Source organism: [Phormidium] sp. LEGE 05292, from assembly GCF_015207735.1.
In the GTDB taxonomy this organism is placed as follows: Bacteria; Cyanobacteriota; Cyanobacteriia; order Cyanobacteriales; family Aerosakkonemataceae; genus Floridanema.
This window is the reverse complement of the sequence record NZ_JADEWG010000058.1, coordinates 1-22,582: the sequence shown is the minus strand read 5'-3', so window position 1 is coordinate 22,582 and position 22,582 is coordinate 1. Positions and strand designations below refer to the sequence as shown.

Below are 22,582 nucleotides of genomic sequence, written 5' to 3'. Positions count from 1 at the left end.
AGCTTTAAAAAAGTTAATCTTACAGACTGGGTGCTTAGGTTAAGTAATGAGTTTTGAGTTATAGAAAACTCTTGATTTACAACTCAAAATCAAAACCGGATCTAAATCTAAAAAAAAATTTACATTACGTTATAAATCTTTTTACAATAGCTATTTACAGATCCTGGGTATCTATGCTTAAAGAAAATGGGGAGATTCCCATAATTAATCAGGCAATCTCCCCATCGAAATTTCTAGTCCTCAAACAAAATTTAAAACTCGTTGCTTTCAGGAGGGTTAAAATTACTCGAGGCAGAGCCTCAATTTTTTTTCCCAGGTTGAACCTGGGAAAGAGATTTAAAAGATATGGGAGGTTCTCCTGCTGCAAGTTTGTTAACCCTGCGTTTTCTCCACTTGGGCCACCATTAACAGTGTTTTCAAAAGAGAATCAGGATTCAAACTCATAGAATCAATTCCCAACTCGACTAAGAACTGAGCAAACTCAGGATAATCGCTAGGCGCTTGACCACAAATACCGATTTTGCGGTGGTGTTTTTTCGCAGAAGCGATCGCTAATTCTACCATTCTTCGCACCGCTTCATCTCTTTCATCAAACAAATGAGCAACTAAACCAGAATCTCTGTCTAACCCCAAAGTTAATTGAGTCAAATCATTAGAACCAATAGAAAATCCATCAAAAACTTCGCTGAATTTATCTGCCAAAATCACATTACTGGGCAGTTCGCACATTACATAAACTTGCAAACCATTTACACCCCTTTCTAACCCATGTTTCGCCATTTCAGCTAACACTTTGCGACCTTCAGCAGGCGTGCGGCAGAAAGGAATCATCAGAATCACATTCGTCAAACCCATTTCATCCCGAACTCGCTTCATCGCCCGACATTCTAAAGCAAAAGCTTCCTGATATTTCGGGTCACAATAACGAGATGCACCCCGCCAACTTAACATCGGGTTTTCTTCTTCCGGTTCAAACAATTGACCGCCTAAAAGATTGGCGTATTCGTTACTCTTAAAATCACTCATCCGCACAACTACAGGTTTGGGATAAAAAGCAGCCGATATTCTTCCTACCCCTTGGGCTAATTTATCCACAAAGTAATCGGGTTTATTCTCATAAAGTTCTGTGAGTTTAGCTAAGGGAACTTTAATTTCATCATCCTCGATTTTGTCGTAATTAATTAAAGCCAAAGGATGAGCTTTAATGTGATTGGCAATGATAAATTCTAACCGGGCTAAACCAACACCATCATTCGGCAAAGATGCAAAGCGAAATGCTTCTTCCGGGTTGCCCAAATTCATCATAATTTTAGTGCGAGTATGGGGCAAATTTTCTAAAGCAACTTCCTTCACTTCAAAAGGTAATAAACCTTCGTAAACTCTTCCTTCTTCCCCTTCTGCACAGGAAACTGTAATTTCTTGACCTGTTTTTAAAACTTCCGTAGCATCGCCACAACCGACAATTGCCGGAATGCCCATTTCTCGCGCAATAATTGCGGCGTGACAGGTACGACCACCTTTATTAGTAATAATGGCGCTGGCTTTTTTCATGATTGGTTCCCAGTCGGGGTCGGTTTTATCTGTAACTAAAACTTCCCCGGTTTGGAACAATTCTATTTTTTGCACATCTAGCATTATCCGGGCTTTTCCTTGCCCAATTGCTTCGCCAACACTCCGCCCAGTTACTAATACATTGCTGTGTGCTTTCAACTCATAACTGCGAATCAGATTTGCGGCTTTTTGAGATTGGACAGTTTCTGGTCTGGCTTGGACAATGAATAATTCTTTGGTAATGCCGTCTTTTGCCCATTCGATATCCATTGGGCTGTGAGTTCCGCGCACTTTGCTGTAGTGGTCTTCAATGACACAAGCCCATTTAGCTAGTTGTAAAATTTCGTCATCATCTAAAGCAAATTGTCGCTGTTCCACATCGGGAACGCGCTCATTTTTCATGTCTTTACAGCCGCCGTCATCACAAATTAATCGGTATTCTTTACTTCCCAATCTTTTGTCTAAAATTGGGCGATAGCCATCTTTTAAAGTGGGTTTGAAAACCAAGTATTCATCAGGGTTAACAGCACCTTGGACAACATTTTCTCCTAGTCCATAAGCCGCAGTAATTAAGGTGGCATTTTTAAAGCCTGTTTCGGTGTCGATGGTGAACATAACTCCCGAAGAAGCTAGGTCGGAACGTACCATTTTTTGAATGCCGACGGAAAGGGCAATGCTAAAATGATCGAAGTTTCTTTGATGACGATAGGAAATGGCCCGATCGGTAAACAGAGAAGCAAAGCATTTATGACAAGCTTGTAATACACTAGCCAAACCTTGTACATTCAGGTAAGTTTCCTGTTGTCCCGCAAAACTTGCATCGGGTAAGTCTTCGGCGGTGGCGGAAGAACGCACAGCTACTTCGGTGTTTTCTCCATAGCGAATACACATTTCCTGATAAGCTTTAGTAATCGCATTTCTCAAATCTGTCGGGAAAGGTGTATTTAACACCAATGTCCGGGCTTTTTTCCCTGTTTCCCGCAAACTATTCACATCTTCCACATCCAATTCGGCAAAAAGTTCTTGCAGTTTATCTCCAACTCCTGCGGCTTGGATAAAATGACGATAAGCATAAGCGGTAGTGGCAAAACCTCTGGGAACATTGATTCCTTTAGCTGTTAATTCTCGAATCATTTCCCCTAAAGAAGCATTTTTTCCCCCAACTAAAGCAATATCATTAATTCCCACTTCATCAAACCACAGAATTAAAGATTGTTCTTTAGCGAATTGAAAAAGTTTTTCCTGAATTGCTCTAACCATGAGTAGTTCCTCTTGGTAATCAAGTAAAAATTTGGCAAATAATAAAATCGCCCAGGTTTTAGGCGAAAAAAACTCCTAGTAAATGCTTCCTAACTGTTAGGAAACACACTCATGCCTAACTTATTTTGTTAACAACAGTTTGTTTTGAAATGCCGATCGCAAATCGATCGTCCTTATAGCCCTAGTGTAGCGATCGGCATAGAGATAGGGGTAAATTAGGCAACTTTTGTAATTTTTCTTGTAATTTCTTTGGGATCGCTGTCTAGTTATATTTCTATGGTATACTCTTATACATATTTTTGTCAACTTTGTGGTTTTACCCTGGGAAACATAGGGGATCAAGCGGTAATCGGGTGGGGATCAAAGGAGAATGCAATCGAGAAAACTGGTAATCGTGCCTTTGTTTCCGCTTAGAAGCCAGTCCATAAGACATAGAAAATCTAGGGCGAATCATAATTTCATTTTTTGACAACTCAGGTTTAAGGTGATGATGCACCCTATAGATTTACCGGGAAAGTGCTGCATTTCTAAGACGCTGAACTAGCTTGCTACCTGACGTTGATGTTGTTGATCTAGAAAAGCGATCGCCAGAAAATTACTCCTCTTCTCTTCAACCAGAAAAGATTTAACATATTCAATCATCATTGGTTGGAGAGAGAACACACCTGCTTTAGCTTCAATCCACGATCGCGCTTGCAAGAATTCCAAAGTTTCCAAAAGTGCTTGGGAGGAAACACAGGTTTGTATCTGGGTTCGCAACTTGGAAAAAGAAATTGGTTGACGATGGTGTACCATACATTGAATTGTGGCTTTAGCTGTATCCGACAACTGTGCAAATTCTTGGTCTAAACTGCTGAGAACACTACCAAAAACTGTAACTTTTTGGTCTAAAAATTCAGTAATGCTGCCATTAAATAACTGTTGAATCGTTGTGGCGATGTGGTTGAGAACCAAGGGATTTCCGGCATATAGTTCGATTAATCGATTCCAGTCGTCTTTTGTTCCTCTAAAAGTTCCTTTGGTTTGGAAAAGTTTTTGGATGTCTGTAACTTGTAATCCCTGAAGACGGAATACCCGCACAGGTCGTGTATCGCCTTCTAGCGGGGCGATCTGCTGTGATTTGACTCGGCTAGTTAAGATTAAGCAACTTTGATGAGTGGTTTCCCCTACTCTCCTGAACAACTCACAGTATCCCCCCTGATTTGGGTGGACAAGACAGATACCATCTCGACAGGTCATCTTTGGGGCACAGTCTTGGAGAATTTTTTCCGCACCATCTAAAATTAGTAAGCAACGGTGGTGTTGCAAATAATGAATCAGTCGTGAAATTTGGCGATCGCATGATTCTGGTAGTTCAGTTTCTTTGCCATTGGATAAGACGGCGATTAAGTCTGCAAGGAGATCGTTGACTGGCGAGGTAGGGAGGAGCGATCGCCAAATCACAAACTCAAAGTTATCCTGAATTTGTTGGGCTAGTTTCACAGATAGGTAGGTTTTGCCCATTCCTGCCATACCTAAGAGAGTAACTAAGCGAGTGCGTGAAGCGCAGCTATCGCCGCTAGGCGAATCTTTGACAATCCATTGCTCAAGCGTTGCGAGTTCTTCTGTGCGTCCGTAAAATAGAGAAGCATCGGGAGCTTCACCCCAATCTACAAAATTCTCAACTGTCAATTTTGCAGTTTGAATTTCTCTATTATCTGTCAGTGAATCGAGGTCTGGCTTCACAAACTGATAATCATTGGTTTCAAGTTGCAGGTTAAAAGTTTGGAAACAGTACTTTAGGGTTTTTTTATCAACTCCCACTTCACAAGCAAAGACCTTTGCTATCGTGTCTGGATCTAACCCTGTGCGAAAACCTAAAGTTTCACGGGTATAACGTTTATCAAAGTTATCATTACTTTCGGATTCGGATTTAGCATTTTGGAGTTTCTGCAATCCTTGTTGCGTGAGGATTACACCACGTCTCCGGCTCCGTCGTTCCAGTATCATCGGAAACCTCTCGAATTTATAAATTGATGTTTTATGGATGAGGAAAATTGCCCGTCTGTAGCGCAGTCGTTAGAAAGCGCTAAGAAACAGGAGATAACTTGCATTTTTCCCTGCAACATGGCTTAAGCGTCGAAATCCACAGAGTTATCTACAACTCAAAAAGGTAGTTATCTGAAAAATTGCTCCCATTAAAAGAATTTCTTAAAGAACTCTGAGTAGAAACACAGATGCGATGCCCTACTTCAGACTAAAACCAAATCAGAGATTAAGGTGTGAATATGGGAATTCACCTAGCTATTCCCATATTACTCGCCTTTTTCTGTTTGTAAAGTTAAGTAATTTTACGGACGTTCCTTAACTTCGGCATTGTGAATAGGGCAAAGTTGTTGTGATTTGATGGGTGCGATCGCCGATCGAGCCTGCACTTCCGTTATTCTGTTCTAGCCGAATCATAGTGGATCGATTGATTCTTTTGGTTTGATTTTTTTAGGCGATCGCATTACTACCGAAGTTAAGAAACTTTTTCCGATTTTAAGTTCTTTCTTAACTTCCTAAACTTCGGTTGTTTAGATGTAATTGAATTTGCATACTAGACAGGTGCAGACAAGATTTCAAAACAGGATTTTACTAGCTTTCTTTTGATGGGTGCGATCGAATCAGTTTAATTTTCTCATAAAACCATGAATTATCCAACTTCAATTAAGGAAATCGATTTAAGTCCGATTCCGGGCAAACACTATTGGAATTGCGATCGGGAATGGCGCGAAGAGTTCGTTTACTTTCTACTTGTAGACCGCTTTCACGATGATTTAAACCGCATTCCTGTTAATACATCTTCTCGTTCTATTGGTAGCGGAAAACAAGCTCAACTAAAAAAATTTTGTGGTGGCAAACTCAAAGGAGTTAAAAATCACTTAGATTACATTCAAAACTTAGGCTGCACCGCCATTTGGTTAAGTCCCATTTTTGAAAACAATGATGCGCCTAATCCAGATTCGGATAAATATCACGGATATTCTATTCAAAACTATCTGAATATAGACCCCCGCTTTGGTACTAAAGAGGATTTAATCGATTTAGTAAATGCAGCGCACGATCGAGGAATGCGAGTTTTCCTTGATGTCGTTATCAATCACTCAGGAGATAACTGGTATTACCCTAATAACCAAGACTATTATTATTACCAAGATCGACAATTCGATCTCGGAGATTGGCGGAAACAAGACCGACCAATTCCCCAGGAACTAAGAAACCCAGATTATTATCATCGCCGAGGTCAAGTTCGTAACTGGGATGCTTATCCTGAATACCAGCGCGGTGATTTTTTCTCACTAAAAGACTTCAATAATGACGAAGATCGAGCAGGTAGAGAACTGCAAGATATTCTGATCAAATCTCACTGCTACTGGATACGAGAAGCAGACATCGACGGATTTCGCATGGATGCAGTAAAACACATTGGTGAATTGGCAATATCCCGCTTTTCTTCAGTTGTGCGAGAGTATGCCTACAGCTTGGGCAAAAAATCGTTTTTCTTGTTTGGTGAATTGATAGCTGGAGATGACACAGTAGACCGTTATATTGGTGCAAACACTCCTACAAAAGTAGGTGATAAAACGGTTTATTTTGGTCTTTCATCAGTCCTAGATTTTCCCCTTTACTGGACTTTACCAAATGTTCTCAAAGGTCTGAGCAATCCTATAAATCTAATCGATCGTTATGAATCGCTCAGAAATTCAGCATTGAATCGAGGAGAACTGGGACGATATCGAGTAACCTTTGTTGATAATCACGATCAAATTGGGTTAAATCCCAAACAGCGATTTGCCGCTCATGCACCTGATAAACAAGTAATTGCTGGGATAGGTTATCTGCTTTGTGCGTTAGGAACTACTTGCATTTATTACGGAACAGAGCAAGGTTTTGCTGGTCAAGGTAAAGATGATGAATTAATCCGAGAAGCGATGTTTGATTTAGATAAACCACAGGTTAATTATCTAAATCAGCAATGCAATATTTACCAAGAAATTGCCAAAATTGCGAATATTTATCGGCACACAGAACCTTTGCGGTTTGGTCGAATGTACTTCCGAGAAATTTCTGGTAATGGTCGTGATTTTGGCTTACCTCAAGGACACCCTTGTACCCTGGCATTTTCTCGAATTCTCGGTTACGAAGAGATTTTGATCGCCTACAATACATCGACTACCGAACATCGGGCAGATTTTGTCATGGTTGATAGTAACCTGCAAAAGAAGGGAGGTGAAATGAAATTCCTTTACGGTAAAGAAGGTACGGTTCCGATTTTAAGCCATCCCGATCCTAACAATCCATCGTTATTTGTAAAACTCGAACTTGAGCCAATGCAGTTTGTAATTCTGCGTGGTTTGTAGTTTGGATGATGAAAGTGCGATCGCGCAGCGTGCCGTAGGCAATCGATCTTTCTTTAGATGTGCTGGAAGGCGATCGCCTTTTTTGTTGCTTGGGATTTTGTTTCATGCTATGCGGTCATTTTTTCATTAGCTGAAATGGTTAATGATGGTCGCTTCTGGAAATAGATAGCAATATTGTTTTAAGTTCGTTCTTAAATTCCTAAAATTCGGTTGTTTAGACAGAATTAAATTTGCAAAATGGACTTAATAGAAAGATTCTCTGTGAATTTCCCACTAACAGGAGTTGATCGTTATGAAAACTGAAAATTCCACTTTTAGTCAAGGATAGGGAACGATTGGTGAAAATGAAAAGAGCGATCGCGGTATGAAAAAAAATCCGCGATCGCTCTTTCTTTGGTGACAACTATATATTGAGTTTCTTTCAGAGGTAGCTTGTCTGTATCGCCAACTCTTAAAAATATCGAAATTAAGGTTAATTTACCGAACTTAAAAGAAGTTTTATATTGTTCCTTAAGTCCGTCAACTTCGGTTGAAATTCATAGTTATAAGCTCCAAATTAATATACATGGAACCAGGGCAGTATAGAAACTTTCTCATGTTTCGCCCTGAAAAAACGAGGAAATAGGAAATGAATTATGTTACGAATTAGTGCCGATGTTTTCTCCGGTAGACCTAATCCAGAGTGGATTATTACCGATGAACAAGAAGCTCGGACGACGCTCAAAGAAATTGCAAATAATCGCAGTGTCGTCGCTCAGTCTGCACCCGGAAATGCCGGATTAGGATTTCGTGGTCTTATAGTTGAGCCGTTATCAGACGAACTGGCGAAAGACTACGATCTTCCAGCAAGTCTATATTTGGCAACAGCTTCTGGTATAGCTGGCACCAAAGCCAGTGAGATTGCTCAACGGTTAATTAGCTCGATAAGTAGTGCAGAAATCTCTCCCGACGCTGCTTCTATCAATGAAGGGGGATTACCTTTAGGCGAAATGTTACAGAGTTTTCTTCAGCAAAAACTAGAAACTACAAATCGAGTATCTGTTCCCGATGTTGAAGGACTGCCTCAGATGATGACAATGGAGACAGCCGCTGAAATGGCAGCTGCTTGTACTTACGATACATCACCCTACAATCCTGGTTTCTGGAACAACAACGCTACCATTCTGCGTAATAACAATTGTTACAACTACGCAAGCAACAAACGAACAGATACCTTTGCCCAACCTGGACGAGGTTGTGGTCAAATGTACACTGCCATTAATTGTGCAGAAGTGACTCGTGCTGCCTTATGCGACGGATTACATCGCCGCTATGATTGCTTTCCAGATTCGGAGGCACCCCGCTATCTAGTGGCATTGGTCATCGCTCCTGGTCCTGGCTTTAATGATTTCCACTGGTATCGTCTGATGCGGGAAGGTTATTGGGCACACAAACCGGGTAGCACCCCTGTTCGCAATGTTGATAACAGTGGCAAAGTAATTTACAACCCACAAACTTGCGATCGCGATGGCTACACCATCTTCTGTGGTTACTTCTACACTTGTCGGAGTCAAAAGATTAAATAGATGGAAGCTCTACACCGCAAAGCATTGCCTTCGGCTATACATGACTTTATCCCCTTCAAAATCAGCAGGAAAAATCAACCATGCAATGGACTTGTGCGTTCGCCGGATCTCCGAAACGGTTAATTAATGTAGGCTTATCAGTGGTTTTGGTAGCCTTGCTTGGATGTACTGCCCCAGAAGGAAACAGAAAAATGCAAATCGAAGTGGATGTGTTTAGCGGTAGACCAAATCCCCATTGGCAATTAACAGAGCAAGAATCTAATGAGTTTGTACAACGATTTCAATCTTTACCTCCATCATCAGGAGAAGGGACTCTCAAAGAAGGATTAGGATATCGCGGTCTGATTGTCAGCGTTCCAGGAAAAGAGATTGAGGGCTTTCAGGAGATTGTGATTTCTAATGGACTAGTCGTAGCTAGACAGGACAACCAACCCCAAAAATTTGTTGACAAAAATCGTGTTCTGGAGAAATGGTTGTTCCAAACGGGTAAAGGACGGCTAGACAATCAACTTTACCGTCAGATTAGCGGCTCAATTGAGTAAAGTTCAAGATCTTTTGTTCAATTTTTTACCAAAATTAACTAATAGAGGTTTACCATGACTACAGAAATCAAACCGACACAAAGAATTTTAAATTGCATTCCATCCCGCGAAATTGAAAAAGATTGGGGAGTTGAAACCGCCATTGAAGCAGGAGCATTGAGTGTACCAGAGAGTATCCCACCCTCGGTAGATCTAAGAGATGATAACTGGTGGTTAATTGGAGATCAGACAGATCATGGTGCTTGTGTTGGTTTTGCTACGGCTGATATTCTTTGGTGGCATTTGGTTAAGAAGGGAGTATTTCCCAAGGATAAGACTAAATGGTTATCCAGAAGATTCGTCTGGATGGCTGCCAAAGAAATGGATGAGTTCACTGATTATCCCACGACATTTTTGGAACAACCTGGAACTAGCCTGAAGGCTGCCCTTGATATTATCCGTAAATATGGTTGTGTTGCCGAAACTGAATTGGTATTCTATCCAGAGAAGTTGAGCCACAAGTCCCAAAGTTCTTTGTATGCCTTGGCTTCTCTATACAAAATCACGAGTTACTTTACCCTGCGTAGACCTTCTGATAGTTGGCAGACAGTAGCACAAGGTTGGAAAAACTGGCTGGCAACCCAAGGCCCAATTCTAACTAGACTGGGAGTAGATGCGACTTGGGATCAAGCAACTAGCACACAAGGCAAGCTTGATGTTTATAAACCAGAAACCGTCCGAGGCGGACACGCGGTTTCTATTGTGGGGTACACTGCCGACAGATTTATTATCCGAAATAGTTGGAGTACCTCTTGGGGAGACAAAGGCTTTGCTTATGCCTCTCATGCTTATGCACAGGCGGCTTTTACCGAAGCTTATGGTATTTCGGTTTAGGAAGTTAGCTTGATGTTCTTTTTTTGGCAATAGTCTGATTTGTCCAAGATGCTACTTAGTCTCACCCCCTAATTACTTTTCCCAAACTGGGAAGACTGATGGGGTGAGGCTAATCCAACTTACATTGAGAACAACAGTGCAGTTAAGATGAACTTCTCTATTTTGATTCCTATTATTCTGGCTATGGTTCTAGAGTTTCATCTGGGGGTGACAAGTTATCTCAACACACCCAAAGCAGCCTTAGTGGTCGATCGCGTGAACCATATCGAGAGGAAAACAGTGTCACAGCTGAGAATTACCCAAACAGATCGAGATAAAACATTTACAGTTCATCGTGGCGATGTGATTGTAATCACCCTAGCAGAAAATCCGAGTACAGGATACAGTTGGGCGATCGACAAAATTGATTCTAATATTATTGAACTTCAAAGTTCAGAATTTTCTCTTCCCCAAAATGCAGGCGTAGGTGGAGGAGGAGAACGAATATTAACCTTCAGGATTAAAGCTATAGGTTTAACCAGTTTACAACTCAAGGAATGGCGACCTTGGGAGGGAGAGCGATCGATTGTCCAGCAATTTAATCTGACACTTCAAGTCAAGGAATAGGGCGATCGCTAATCGGTCGAGTATCCTGAATCCGTCTTGATTTAATCTCGCATTTCTTCTGTTTACTGATTGTTTCTTTTAAAGTGCGATCGATCTTTCTTGAGATGTGGTGGAAGGCGATCGCACTTTTTTGTTGCTTGGAATTTTGTTTTTTTTAGATCGAGCGTTGGTCTGGAGATACTGTTTAATGAGTGCGATCGCTCTTTCTTGAGATATGGTGGAAGGCGATCGCTTCTTGATAGCTTTTTTGGAGTAGTGCGATCGCTACTGAATAATTACTAGAAAATGGCTATATCCCATTCCCTACTGGCTTCCATCAACTCCAGATTGAATTGGATCATCTGCTGGTGGATGCCGACCCACCTCTTTATCGGCGGCGCGAATATCGATCGCTCGCTCTCGATTTAAGGCTAATTTTGCGATCGTTGCACGTCCAATGGCAGTCAAAGCCAGAATCAAAAGTCCATCTATAGACCAGATAAAATGTTCACACCAACTATCCTGTCGAGGATTGAATAGCGGCACCTCTTTGCCCGATTGTGGGTCAACTGCCGTTAGCCGATTGCTTTTCCTACGATTGCAATGGAAACAGGCAAGGGCCAGATTCTCCAAATCATCGGCTCCGCCTAATGATAACGGTACAACATGATCCACTGTGAATTGAACATACTGCCATTGTTCGGACGCATGACAATACTCGCATAAATAACCTGCACGTTGGCGTACCTGTGCTTGAACAAAGTCAGAAATTTTGCTGCGAGAAGACACAACTACAATGATTGCTGAGTTTGAGTGAGCGATAAATTTCGGAGCATTCGATTCACAAAACTTAAATAGTCATCTATTTCTTCGTAGCAATCGAGTTCTCGTTCTTCTTCTGGGCTAAGTAGCGTGGTTTGTTGCTTGACCAATAATGCTTCGATCTGGTTTTGAACAATGCTCGATGCCCGAAAAACTGGAATCCCCTCTTCCAACTCAATCCGAACTGCACCCTCAATAGGCAAAGTCGCTGGTAGATACTTAAGTTGTGGTGGTAGGAATATAGTCATGATTAGTCTAGACACTCACCAGTGGTCTGATTTGATTGTAGCCGAGGTTTGGGTTGAAGGCTGCGATCGCGCAGCGTCCTGTAGGTGATGGCAACTGCGATCGCCTGATTTCTGATTACTGACTGTTTCTCTTCAAGTGCGCTCGCTCTTTAGATATGCTGGAAGGCGATCGCTTTCTTCATTAGTTATCGAGAGCAATCGCATATTCATCTGAAGTTCCAAATAAATACTATTTTTTAATACAGAGTGAAAATGCCTAAGTTTTGGTTTTGATTGAAGTTTTCAATATCAACAAAGTTATTTCTCAAGATTGTTTCAATATCTCCAGTACTACAGTTTCCCCGCCAAATCTAAATCACTTTCGGCGGGAAACCGCGCAGAATTACAATTTCGTTAAAATCTGAGTCCTTGGTGACAATTATAAAATTGTTATCGCGGGCATATTGCCACACTTCTCGATCGGGTACTTGGTCAAATCCCAACAAAAACAGGTGATTGGAATTAGGGAAAATATCAGCCAGTCGATTGACTAAGCGAGGGGATAAGTTGTGGTCAAACAATAATTTCATGTTTTCACAATTAAGGTTTGCCGTTCTCGATCGGCAGCATAGCTGAGACAAGCTAAAATATCTTCTTGAGTCAGATAAGGAAAGTCTTCGAGAATTTCTTGATAGGTCATTCCAGAAGCGAGGTAGGAGAGGACATCATAAACGGTGATTCGCATTCCCCGAATACAGGGTTTACCGCTGCGTTTTCCCGGTTCAATGGTAATGATTTCTGAGTAGTTCATAGTTAGTTGATTTGAATAGCGGCTAGAGTTATTTAAAGTTACGCTTGCCTGTGTCTGTTCTCATTTTAATCAGAGGGAAGTTTCTTGATTCAAGGGGAGATTGAGCAAAAGGGCGATCGCGCAACGTGCCGTAGGCGATCGCTCTTTCTCAGATATAGCTGGAAGGCAATGCTTTCTTTATCTGAAGTAAGGCGATAATGGATAAAATATCGTTTTCATTGTCAGAGAGTGGTAGCGATGACTGAGTTACTGGAACGTGCGATCGCCAAATTGAAAACCTTACCTGCTAGTGAACAAGATGCGATCGCAGCAATGATTCTGGAGGAACTTGAAGACGATCGACGCTGGGATGAATCATTCTCTCGTTCCCCAGATATTCTGGCTAAACTTGCAGCAACTGCATTGGCAGAGTATCACGCAGGCAAAACTCAAGAACTCGATCCAGAAACATTGTGAAGTCACGCACTACAATCGAGTTCCGTAGATTGTTTGCCGATCTACCCGCAGCAGTTCAACAGCAAACACGGGTGGCATATCGCCAGTTTAAAGGAGATCCTTCTTATCCGAGTCTGCGTTTCAAGAAAGTGCATTCAGAATTACCAATTTATTCTGCCAGAATTAGCAAAAACTATCGAGCGGTTGGTGTGTTGGATGGAGACACTGTAATTTGGTTTTGGGTTGGTTCACATACAGAATATGACAGGTTGCTAGAACAGTTGTAGTAACTCAAGTTGCTAGTTACAAGTCTGGCTCTTTCTTAGCCCCCCTTGATAAGGGGGGTTGGGGGGATCAAAAGCAAGCCGTTCGTAAACAATGTTATTCTGATCCATTTCCACCTGAAATTTCTGACGTAACCATTGCAAAAACTCTTGAAATTCAGCTTCCTGTTCCGTCAAAGGTAGACCAAGTTCGCGCCTAGCAAAATAGTATCCATAGCACAAATAGTATTCTAGAACACCGACAGATGCAATAGTTTTGCTGTATGAAGAATTAATTCTGAAAAAGCTATTTTCTGCAAAATTGTAAACAGCAATACATTTATTAATTAGCAGTGTAAAGTTTTATAAAAAAATACAATTTTTTAAATACAAACTCAACTAATTATGGCGAAATCTCAAAAATCTCTTGCATAATTTACTCAGATCGGCACAATAATTCGCTAAAAAAAATAAACAGGAAATGTCCTCTATGAAAGCGTCAAACAGCACAGCCTCAACCTGTAGGTGTTGTCATTACTACAAATTAACTGGAAGACGTGGTGGATATTGTGAAATGTTGGGTGTATCAGTAAGAGCGGAATGGAAAAGTTGTCATTTAGCAATTGTACAATTTGGTGCTGATTACAAGAATTTGCCACCAAATCGAGAGTTAGCTAATCAGCAAACATAAAGAAATTCCTGAAAATTTAAATTAATCCTGTATGAAAATTGTATAATTAATCCACTTAACGCTACTAGAATGTAGCGTTTTTATTGGAATTGTTAACTTATTTAGTAAAGTATTCTATCCAAGTGACAGTAGTAAAAGAAAATAGTTAAATTGGAGAAGAGGCGGCGACTCAAAGAAATGAGTTGATCGAGAGGAACGCTCAATGCAAACTTATATAAAACCAACTACCGACCCAGCACATGATGTGTTGCGATATGAACATCAACCATTAGATGCTATTTTTGCGCCAAAAAATGTTGCAGTAATTGGCGCAACGGAAAAACTAGGCAGTGTCGGACGGACAATACTGTGGAATTTAATTAGTAGTCCCTTTGGCGGTACAGTTTTTCCGGTTAACCCAAAACGCCCTAGCGTATTAGGAATTAAAGCTTATCCCAGTATCGGAGAAGTTCCGGGAAAAGTAGATTTAGCCGTGATAGTTACACCTGCTGCCACTGTACCAGGAGTAATTAGCGAATGTGTGGATGCGGGAGTGAAAGGCGCGATCGTAATTTCCGCAGGATTTAAAGAAATTGGCGCTGCGGGGTTAGAATTAGAACGGCAAGTCCTCGAACAAGCTCGTCGCGGCAGAATGCGAATTATTGGGCCAAACTGCCTGGGCGTAATGAATCCAGTTTCGGGATTAAATGCCACCTTTGCCAGTAAAATGGCTTTGCCGGGAAACGTCGGCTTCATCAGTCAAAGTGGCGCACTTTGCACCGGAATTTTAGATTGGAGTTTCCAAGAAAACGTCGGTTTTAGTGCCTTCGTTTCCATTGGTTCCATGTTAGATGTAGGTTGGGGCGACTTAATTTATTATTTGGGCGATGACCCCCATACTCAGAGCATAGTAATCTATATGGAGTCGATCGGAGATGCGCGATCGTTCCTTTCCGCAGCTAGAGAAGTAGCCTTAAGTAAACCAATTATAGTGATTAAAGTCGGACAAACTGAAGCCGCAGCCAAAGCCGCCGCCTCTCACACTGGTTCACTTACAGGTAGCGATGAAGTATTAAACGCCGCATTCCGTCGCAGTGGAGTATTGCGAGTCAACACCATTGACGACTTGTTTAATATGGCAGAAGTTTTAGCCAAACAACCACGTCCCAAAGGCAAACGCTTAACTATTCTCACCAACGCTGGAGGGCCTGGAGTATTAGCTACAGATGCTTTAATTACAGGTGGGGGAGAACTAGCAGAACTGTCTTCGGAAACAGTCGAGAAACTTCAACCAATTTTGCCACCATCAGCTAGTACTCATAATCCAATTGATATTTTAGGAGATGCAGACCCAGAAAGGTACAGCAAATCTCTAGAAATAGCGCTAAAAGACCCTAACAGTGATGGAATGTTAATAGTGCTCACACCTCAAGCCATGTCTAACCCAACGAAAACGGCTGAGGATGTGGTAGAACAACTGAAGACAAACCCTGTTAAGGGTAAACCAATTTTAGCGAGTTGGATGGGTGGGCATGAAGTAGCAGCAGGGGAAGCTATTCTCAACCGCGCCAGCATTTACACTTTTCCTTATCCCGATACAGCGGCTCATGTATTTAACTTGATGTGGCGGTACAGTTATAATTTGCGGGGTATATATGAGACTCCGATATTATCAGACAATTGTGGGGAAAAGGAATGCGATATCATCCTAGCAAAATCCATAATTAACTCAGTCAAACAAACTGGTAGAACCATCCTCACCGAATACGAATCTAAACAACTACTCGCCAGTTACAACATTCCCACAGTTCCCACAGAAATAGCCACCACTGAAGAAGAAGCAGTAGAACTTGCAGAAAAAATTGGTTATCCAGTAGTTCTCAAACTATATTCCGAAACCATTACCCACAAAACAGACGTGGGTGGAGTCAGGTTACTACTCAAAGATGCCGAAACAGTTAGAGGCGCTTATCGTGGTATTCAGTCAGCAGTAGCCGAAAAAGTCGGTGCAGAACACTTCTTCGGTGTAACTGTGCAACCAATGCTCAACCTCGAAGGTTACGAAATTATCATTGGTAGTAGTGTAGACCCACAATTTGGCCCTGTGTTACTGTTCGGTACAGGCGGACAACTAGTAGAAGTTTTCAAAGACCGCGCTTTAGCATTACCGCCATTGAATTCTACCTTAGCAAGGCGGATGATGGAACAAACCAAAATCTACACCGCCTTGAAAGGAGTTCGCGGTCGTCCACCAGTTGACTTAGCGAAACTCGAACAGTTATTAGTACAATTCAGCTTGTTAGTTGTCGAACAACCTTGGATTAAGGAAATTGACATTAACCCGCTACTTGCATCGCCAGACAGGTTAATAGCTCTTGACGCTCGCGTAGTTCTGCACGATCCTGAAATTAGCGAAGATAAACTGCCAAAACCAGCCATTCGACCTTATCCCACCCAATATGTTGCACCTTGGACAATGAAAGATGGTACAGAAGTTACCATCCGTCCCATCCGTCCTGAAGATGAACCTTTGGCGTTTGACTTTCATAAAATGGTTTCCGAAGAGTCGGTTTATTTGCGTTACGCACATTTGGTAAAACTTAGTCAGCGAACAACTCACGAACGCTTATCGCGGATTTGTTTTATTGATTACGATCGCCAAATGGCATTAGTTGCAGAATACACTAATCCCGAAACTGGACAACCCCAAATCATTGGCATTAGCAGATTAAGCAAACTACATGGTACAGATGAAGCCGAATTTTCCATGTTAATTGCTGACAAGTATCAACATAAAGGTTTAGGTACAGAATTTCTGCGGCGACTGTTACAAATTGCCCGTGATGAAAAGTTAAACCGAGTTACTGCCGACATTCTCACTGATAATATGGCAATGCAACGCATCAGTCAGAAATTAGGTTTTCGGGCAGAACGTATTTTGGGTGAACCAATGGTGAAAATGATTCTTGATTTGTAAAAGAATCACAGCATCAAGAATTAACAAACGCGAAGAATTTTTTGGAAAAAGTTCTTCGCGTTTTTGTTTACTACAACACTTGCATATAATAGAGTATAAGCTCAAAAATTTCCGAAAAAACTATGAATGTACAGATTGTTAATTCTCTTGTGGAAATGGTATTAAACCTCTCACCTGAAGACCAAATACTCTTTCAAGAAAAGCTCTCTAATAGACTAAGAGAGGCAACTACTCACAAAGGTGTAACCTCAATCGAAAAAGCCGAGCAATTTCGCAAATGGGCCGCTCAATTTCCTAAAAGTGATGTTAATCTATGTGATGAAGCTCTACGCCGAGAAAACATTTATGACGCTCGAGGCAGATGACTAACTATTTGCTAGATACAAATATTATTCTCAGATTTACTGATAGTGACTCCATCGAGTATAACCTGATAAATAATGCTATTTCACAAATCTTGGTAGAAGGTGGTCAGTGCTTTATTACCGCTCAAGTTATCACGGAATTTTGGGTTGTAGCCACTCGTCCTATAAATGTAAATGGACTAGGATGGACAGTAGAAAAAACAGAGCAAGCAGTACAAATGTTGCTTAATCAATTCGACTTGCTAGAAGAAACACCTGCAATATTTCCCCAATGGTTGAGTCTTGTTACATCTCACAAAATTTCAGGTAAACGCACCCATGATGTCCGCATACAAGCAGTAATGTTAACTCATAATATCTCTCATCTCCTCACCTTAAATCCTCAAGATTTCGTCGCAATTGAAGGACTGGAAATTATTCACCCCAATAGCTTCAGTAGTTAGTCTAGAAAATGTAGTGCGATCGCACTCACTCTCAATACTGCTCGGATTTTGGAATTGTAGAATCGTAGGTTGGGTTTCGCTTTTAACGAAATATTTGTTTTAATTCTCGCCACAATGATGATTGTCCCAAGCTGAAATTTTTCTGAGTGAAGATGCCATAATTGGGGCTAAAGAGTAATGCTAATATAAAAAATCCCGATGCGACTAAGACAATGGCGGGGCCAGAAGGTAAATTATAAAAGTAGCTGAGATACATTCCCGAAATACTGGAAAATATCCCAATTAGCGCACCTAAAATCATTACTTGATGCAGGCGTTTTACTAGTAAATATGCGGTGGCACCTGGGGTAATTAATAATGCTAAAACTAAGATAACTCCGACTGCTTTCATGCTGGCAACTATGGTTAAAGCGATGAGTAGCATTAAGCCGAAGTTGAGGATGTTAACGGGTAAACCTGCTGCTTGTGCGCCTAAAGGATCGAAGGTGTAAAAAAGTAGTTCTTTGTAAATTAATCCTACTACGAATAAGATGATGGCGGCAATAATTGCGGTGTCCCAAACTTCATCAAAGGTGACACCTAAAATGTTGCCAAACAAAAAGTGATTTAGGTCGATTTTGTTGCTTTTTTGAATGATAGTAATTAAGGTGATTCCCAAGGCGAAAAAGGCGGAGAAAACTATCCCCATTGCGGCATCTTCTTTGATGGGCGATCGAGTTTTTATAAATGCGATCGCCATTGTACTAATCACCCCCGCAATAAAAGCGCCAATAAAAATATTCGCACCTAACATGAAGGCGATCGCTAATCCCGGTAACACCGAATGACTAATGGCATCTCCTAGCAAAGCTAGTCTTTGTACCATTAAATAACTGCCAACAACCGCACAAATTAAGCCAACTAATATGGCGATAATTAGCGATCGTTGCATGAAGCTATATTGTAATGGTTCGATTAACGCTTCGAGCATAGATTATTAAACCGCAAAGGACGCAAAGGACGCAAAGGAAAGAGAAAAAAGGTATTTAGCATCAGACAAAGAGATTAAAAAAACATCTGTGTTCATCTGTGGATATCTGTGGTGAAAAAATATCCAAAGCTTAATTTTTGGTTAGATGCTTAAGCTGCTTTTCCTTGGAAGAAAATCACTTGTCCACCGTAGGCGCGATAAAGGTTTTCTTGGGTAAATACCTTTTCTCTAGAACCTGCGGCAATTAATTCTTGGTTTAATAAAATTAAATCATCAAAATTAGCGATCGACTCACCTAAATCGTGATTCACAACTAAGACAATTTTGCCTTCGTTAGCTAGTTCGCGGAAAATTTCAAATATGACAGCTTCAGTTTTTTGATCTATGCCAGCAAAGGGTTCATCAAAACAGAAAATTTCTGCTTCTTGCGCTAACGCCCTAGCTAAGAATACCCTTTGTTGTTGTCCTCCCGAAAGTTGTCCGATCGGTCGATCGCGAAACGCACTCATTCCCACTCTTTCCAACGCAGTTTGGGCAATTTTACGACTTACAATAGAAAAGCGGCGAAACCATCCCGTTTTTCTCACTCTACCCATCATGACTACATCCCAAACTGTCGCGGGGTAAGTCCAGTCAATTTGCGATCGTTGCGGTACATAAGCAACTTTTGCCAACTGATCCATCAAAGGTTGATTTTGATAAATTGCTGTCCCACTACTAACCGGAATTAACCCCAACATCCCTTTTAACAAGGTACTTTTTCCCGCACCATTTGGGCCAATAATTCCCGTCACCCGACCACAATTTAAGGTAAAACTAACGTCGCGCAATGCCTCTACCGTGCGATACTTGACCCCTAAGTGATTAATCGTAATCCTGGGAATATCCCTAACATGGCAAACTTGCTGCATCCAGTGTTCATCGGTGGGTAAGTTGAGAGTTTTCATAATCTTGATCCGATCGTACTTCTTTGAGCATAGTATAAAAATGAGACAATTATGAAAACATCTATAAAAGGATTGAATACCAAAGATAAATGGCACCAATGATTCACACCGCAAACCGGATACAGGGTAAGTTTTCCGCCACAGCTTTCGCCCTTTCCTTGTCCTTCCTAGCTTTTGGCTTACTTAGCTGTAACCCCCAAAGTGCGAACCGTTCCCAAACTCAGACAAGCGGTAAACCCAATGTTGTCGCCACCAGCACCATCCTCGCTGACTTGACAGCAGAAATAGGAGGAGACAAAATTCAATTAAAGGGAATTTTACAACCTGGTGCCGATCCGCACGTTTATGAACCAGTCCCCGCTGACAGTGTGGCATTAGAAAAAGCCAAATTAATAGTTTACAACGGCTATAACTTAGAACCGGGATTAATTAAGTTAATGAATGCTGCGGGTATTCAGGCGCAAAAATTGGCAGCGGGGGAGGTAGTGAAACCTTTACAATTAGACAAAGGTCAAGGGGAAGTAGTCCCAGATCCTCACGTTTGGGGTAATGTAAAAAATGTAATTCAAATGGTGAATGCAATTCGCAATGCTTTGATTACTTTATCACCGGAAGACAAACAAAAGTTTAGTGAAAATGCCCAAAAGTTGACACAAGAATTGCAACAGTTGGACACTTGGATTACCCAACAAATTAGCACAATTCCGGCTGATAAGCGTAAATTAGTCACCAGCCACGATGCTTTTCAATATTATGGTCGTGGGTATGGAATGGAGATTTTTGGCACTTTAATTGGCATTAGTACGGAAGAACAACCCAGCGCCCAAACAGTAAAAAAATTAGTGGATTCTTTAAAAAAATCAGGCGTACCAGCAATTTTTGCTGAAACCACAATTAATCCAGCTTTAATTAAAACTGTGGCGCAGGAAGCCGGAGTTAAATTAGCACCAAACCAACTTTATTCTGACTCAATCGGTGCGCCCGGTAGCGATGGAGATACTTATATTAAAATGATGGTTGCTAATACTAAGGCGATCGTCACAGCTTTAGGCGGGGAGTATAAACCGTTTCAACCAAATCAGAAAATTCAGCCTTAATGTGATAATTATTTCTCATCCTAAATCAGCAAGGTAAATACTAAGATCGATCGCTTTTAATTAATCTTTCCGGCAAACTGCTGGTATATCAAGTCCGGCTAATCACCCCCATAAAAATCTCCCTGTGTCGCTGCACAACTAGCTTTTTGTGTCAGAATTAACTAAAAGTATTTATGGGAATTAATATCACCCCTTTACCTAACTGTAAGTAACAAAAATACCCGAATAGATTACAGAAACACACATTAAAGTATACTTCTTGTAACTTGACAGAAAAAATTCAGCCATAGCCAGAGATTATGCTGTATTATTCCCAATACTGGGTTAGCTATACGAAAAATAAGTTGATATCCAGCTTAATTCTTAAATAAAAAATTCAGCAGAATATAGCATGAATAGCAAAAAACGGCCTATTGGTGTAGATTTATTTGCGGGTGCTGGTGGGATGACGCTTGGTTTTGAACAAGCAGGATTTGATGTATTAGCTGCTGTAGAAATAGATCCCATTCATTGCGCCACCCACGAATATAACTTTCCCTTTTGTACTACTTTATGTCGGGATATTAACAACACAACTGGCAGAGACATTAGAGAGCTTTCGCAAATTGGCGATCGCGAAATAGATATAGTATTTGGTGGTTCTCCTTGTCAAGGGTTTTCTTTAATTGGGAAACGAGATTTAGGAGATCCGCGCAACGCTTTATTAAAACAATTTGTGAGATTAGTGGTAGAACTACAACCTAAATATTTTGTCTTAGAAAATGTTCGGGGATTAACTATAGGGAAACACCAAGCATTACTTGGAGAGATTATTCAGGAATTTCAAGAAAAAGGCTATCAATTAAGAGAAAATTACCAAGTACTTAATGCAGCTCATTATGGAGTACCACAAGCGCGATCGCGGGTATTTTTGTTAGGTTCGCGCCCAGGATTACCCTTACCGAAATATCCCGAACCAATCACCGCCACTAACTCCAAACGAGCCGGAAAAACTAAACAAATTACGACTTCGACCTTACCTTTAGTTCCTACAGTTTGGGATGCGATCGGAGATTTACCAGAAGTACTAAATCACCCAGAATTACTAACTAAAGATTGGATAATTGCCAAGTACGGTATTCCCAGTGAATATGCAGCAAAACTTCGCAGTTTGATAGAAGAAGACGATAATTATAGTTACACAAGAGAGTTCGATTCGACAATCATTACTGCTAGTTTGCGTACCAAACATTCGGCAGAAGCAATGCAAAGATTTGAACAAACAAGTCACGGCAAAATTGAACCAGTTAGCCGTTTTTATAAATTGCATCCCGAAGGAATTTGTAACACATTGAGAGCCGGAACACCTAGTAATCAAGGTGCCTTTACATCCCCCCGACCAATTCACCCATTTAGTCCGCGATGTATTACAGTTAGAGAAGCAGCCAGACTGCATTCTTACCCTGATTGGTTCAGGTTTCACTCAACTAAATGGCATGGTTTTAGACAAGTAGGAAATTCCGTACCACCTTTGTTGGCAAGAGCGATCGCATCAGAAATTATTAAAGCTTTAGGAATAGACCCAATTAAACCTACAGAAAAACAACAATTAGGAGATGAAAAATTACTAGACTTAACCATGACCCAAGCAGCAGAAAAATACGAAGTCAATCCCCGCATTGTAGAACCAAGAAAGCGAGAATACAAAAAACTACAAACCGCATCAGTATAAGAAGGCTCCAAGGCAGAAGGCAGAAGGGAAGAAAGGCTCCAAGGCAGAAGGCAGAAGATAAAAATTCTCAAGAGTCCCCTTGTCCC

The 22,582-nt window shown here is 41.1% G+C and carries 22 protein-coding genes; 14 read left to right on the top strand and 8 right to left on the bottom strand.

The features are described from left to right. Window positions 1–372: 372 nt before the first annotated feature. Window positions 373–2,811 (bottom strand): phosphoenolpyruvate synthase, encoded by a 2,439-nt coding sequence (gene ppsA, locus IQ264_RS17070; protein ID WP_193982000.1) that lies wholly within the window; start codon window positions 2,809–2,811, stop codon window positions 373–375. A gap of 540 nt (window positions 2,812–3,351) precedes the next feature. Then, on the bottom strand, window positions 3,352–4,800 hold the full coding sequence (locus IQ264_RS17065) for an NB-ARC domain-containing protein (protein ID WP_193981999.1): 1,449 nt from the start codon (window positions 4,798–4,800) through the stop codon (window positions 3,352–3,354). A 680-nt stretch (window positions 4,801–5,480) separates the two neighbouring features. Here IQ264_RS17065 and IQ264_RS17060 point away from each other — a divergent pair. The 6 genes from IQ264_RS17060 to IQ264_RS17035 all read left to right on the top strand — a co-directional run bounded on the left by IQ264_RS17060 (window position 5,481) and on the right by IQ264_RS17035 (window position 11,061). Then, window positions 5,481–7,193: an alpha-amylase family glycosyl hydrolase gene (locus IQ264_RS17060; RefSeq protein WP_193981998.1), complete on the top strand. Its 1,713-nt coding sequence runs from the start codon at window positions 5,481–5,483 to the stop codon at window positions 7,191–7,193. 635 nt (window positions 7,194–7,828) lie between these two features. Beyond that, a complete protein-coding gene (locus IQ264_RS17055; RefSeq protein ID WP_193981997.1) occupies window positions 7,829–8,758 on the top strand; it encodes a hypothetical protein in 930 nt (309 codons plus the stop codon). 80 nt (window positions 8,759–8,838) lie between these two features. Continuing rightward, window positions 8,839–9,300 (top strand): hypothetical protein, encoded by a 462-nt coding sequence (locus tag IQ264_RS17050; protein ID WP_193981996.1) that lies wholly within the window; start codon window positions 8,839–8,841, stop codon window positions 9,298–9,300. A 54-nt stretch (window positions 9,301–9,354) separates the two neighbouring features. After that, on the top strand, window positions 9,355–10,173 hold the full coding sequence (locus tag IQ264_RS17045) for a C1 family peptidase (RefSeq protein WP_193981995.1): 819 nt from the start codon (window positions 9,355–9,357) through the stop codon (window positions 10,171–10,173). 147 nt (window positions 10,174–10,320) lie between these two features. Continuing rightward, complete coding sequence (locus IQ264_RS17040) at window positions 10,321–10,779, top strand: protease inhibitor I42 family protein (protein ID WP_228061605.1); 459 nt, start codon at window positions 10,321–10,323, stop codon at window positions 10,777–10,779. 69 nt (window positions 10,780–10,848) lie between these two features. Then, the gene (locus tag IQ264_RS17035; RefSeq protein WP_193981994.1) at window positions 10,849–11,061 is read left to right on the top strand and encodes a hypothetical protein; all 213 of its coding nucleotides are present in this window, start codon (window positions 10,849–10,851) and stop codon (window positions 11,059–11,061) included. Window positions 11,062–11,082: 21 nt separating this feature from the next. On the opposite strand, the gene IQ264_RS17030 is transcribed toward IQ264_RS17035, so the two are convergent. The 4 genes from IQ264_RS17030 to IQ264_RS17015 form a co-directional block, all read right to left on the bottom strand. After that, window positions 11,083–11,547, bottom strand: coding sequence for an HNH endonuclease (locus tag IQ264_RS17030; RefSeq protein ID WP_193981993.1), 465 nt, complete (start codon window positions 11,545–11,547; stop codon window positions 11,083–11,085). A gap of 2 nt (window positions 11,548–11,549) precedes the next feature. Next, window positions 11,550–11,828 carry a hypothetical protein gene (locus tag IQ264_RS17025; RefSeq protein ID WP_193981992.1) on the bottom strand — a complete coding sequence of 93 codons (279 nt, stop codon included), beginning with the start codon at window positions 11,826–11,828 and terminating at the stop codon, window positions 11,550–11,552. Between the two features lie 350 nt (window positions 11,829–12,178). Beyond that, entirely contained in the window at window positions 12,179–12,397 is a 219-nt protein-coding gene (locus tag IQ264_RS17020; RefSeq protein WP_228061604.1) for a DUF5615 family PIN-like protein, read from the bottom strand. Then, a complete protein-coding gene (locus tag IQ264_RS17015; RefSeq protein ID WP_193981991.1) occupies window positions 12,394–12,618 on the bottom strand; it encodes a DUF433 domain-containing protein in 225 nt (74 codons plus the stop codon). Before IQ264_RS17015 ends, IQ264_RS17020 begins: the two co-directional genes overlap by 4 nt. A gap of 237 nt (window positions 12,619–12,855) precedes the next feature. Between IQ264_RS17015 and IQ264_RS17010 the strand changes: the two genes are divergently transcribed. The 6 genes from IQ264_RS17010 (at window position 12,856) to IQ264_RS16985 (ending at window position 17,771) form a co-directional block, all read left to right on the top strand. Continuing rightward, the gene (locus IQ264_RS17010; protein WP_193981990.1) at window positions 12,856–13,074 is read left to right on the top strand and encodes a hypothetical protein; all 219 of its coding nucleotides are present in this window, start codon (window positions 12,856–12,858) and stop codon (window positions 13,072–13,074) included. Then, on the top strand, window positions 13,071–13,340 hold the full coding sequence (locus IQ264_RS17005) for a hypothetical protein (RefSeq protein WP_193981989.1): 270 nt from the start codon (window positions 13,071–13,073) through the stop codon (window positions 13,338–13,340). The genes IQ264_RS17010 and IQ264_RS17005 overlap by 4 nt, the downstream gene beginning before the upstream one ends. A gap of 466 nt (window positions 13,341–13,806) precedes the next feature. Further along, the gene (locus IQ264_RS17000) at window positions 13,807–14,007 is read left to right on the top strand and encodes a hypothetical protein (protein ID WP_193981988.1); all 201 of its coding nucleotides are present in this window, start codon (window positions 13,807–13,809) and stop codon (window positions 14,005–14,007) included. A gap of 202 nt (window positions 14,008–14,209) precedes the next feature. Next, complete coding sequence (locus IQ264_RS16995) at window positions 14,210–16,963, top strand: bifunctional acetate--CoA ligase family protein/GNAT family N-acetyltransferase (RefSeq protein WP_193981987.1); 2,754 nt, start codon at window positions 14,210–14,212, stop codon at window positions 16,961–16,963. Window positions 16,964–17,085: 122 nt separating this feature from the next. Further along, complete coding sequence (locus IQ264_RS16990) at window positions 17,086–17,328, top strand: hypothetical protein (RefSeq protein ID WP_193981986.1); 243 nt, start codon at window positions 17,086–17,088, stop codon at window positions 17,326–17,328. After that, window positions 17,325–17,771 carry a type II toxin-antitoxin system VapC family toxin gene (locus IQ264_RS16985; protein ID WP_193981985.1) on the top strand — a complete coding sequence of 149 codons (447 nt, stop codon included), beginning with the start codon at window positions 17,325–17,327 and terminating at the stop codon, window positions 17,769–17,771. The genes IQ264_RS16990 and IQ264_RS16985 overlap by 4 nt, the downstream gene beginning before the upstream one ends. A gap of 82 nt (window positions 17,772–17,853) precedes the next feature. On the opposite strand, the gene IQ264_RS16980 is transcribed toward IQ264_RS16985, so the two are convergent. Beyond that, window positions 17,854–18,741: a metal ABC transporter permease gene (locus IQ264_RS16980; protein ID WP_193981984.1), complete on the bottom strand. Its 888-nt coding sequence runs from the start codon at window positions 18,739–18,741 to the stop codon at window positions 17,854–17,856. A 149-nt stretch (window positions 18,742–18,890) separates the two neighbouring features. After that, window positions 18,891–19,652: a metal ABC transporter ATP-binding protein gene (locus IQ264_RS16975; protein WP_413470355.1), complete on the bottom strand. Its 762-nt coding sequence runs from the start codon at window positions 19,650–19,652 to the stop codon at window positions 18,891–18,893. 125 nt (window positions 19,653–19,777) lie between these two features. Between IQ264_RS16975 and IQ264_RS16970 the strand changes: the two genes are divergently transcribed. Together IQ264_RS16970 and IQ264_RS16965 are read left to right on the top strand one after the other, a co-directional pair. Continuing rightward, window positions 19,778–20,785 (top strand): metal ABC transporter substrate-binding protein, encoded by a 1,008-nt coding sequence (locus IQ264_RS16970; RefSeq protein ID WP_193981982.1) that lies wholly within the window; start codon window positions 19,778–19,780, stop codon window positions 20,783–20,785. A 391-nt stretch (window positions 20,786–21,176) separates the two neighbouring features. Continuing rightward, the gene (locus IQ264_RS16965; protein WP_193981981.1) at window positions 21,177–22,496 is read left to right on the top strand and encodes a DNA cytosine methyltransferase; all 1,320 of its coding nucleotides are present in this window, start codon (window positions 21,177–21,179) and stop codon (window positions 22,494–22,496) included. The last annotated feature ends 86 nt before the right edge of the window (window positions 22,497–22,582 follow it).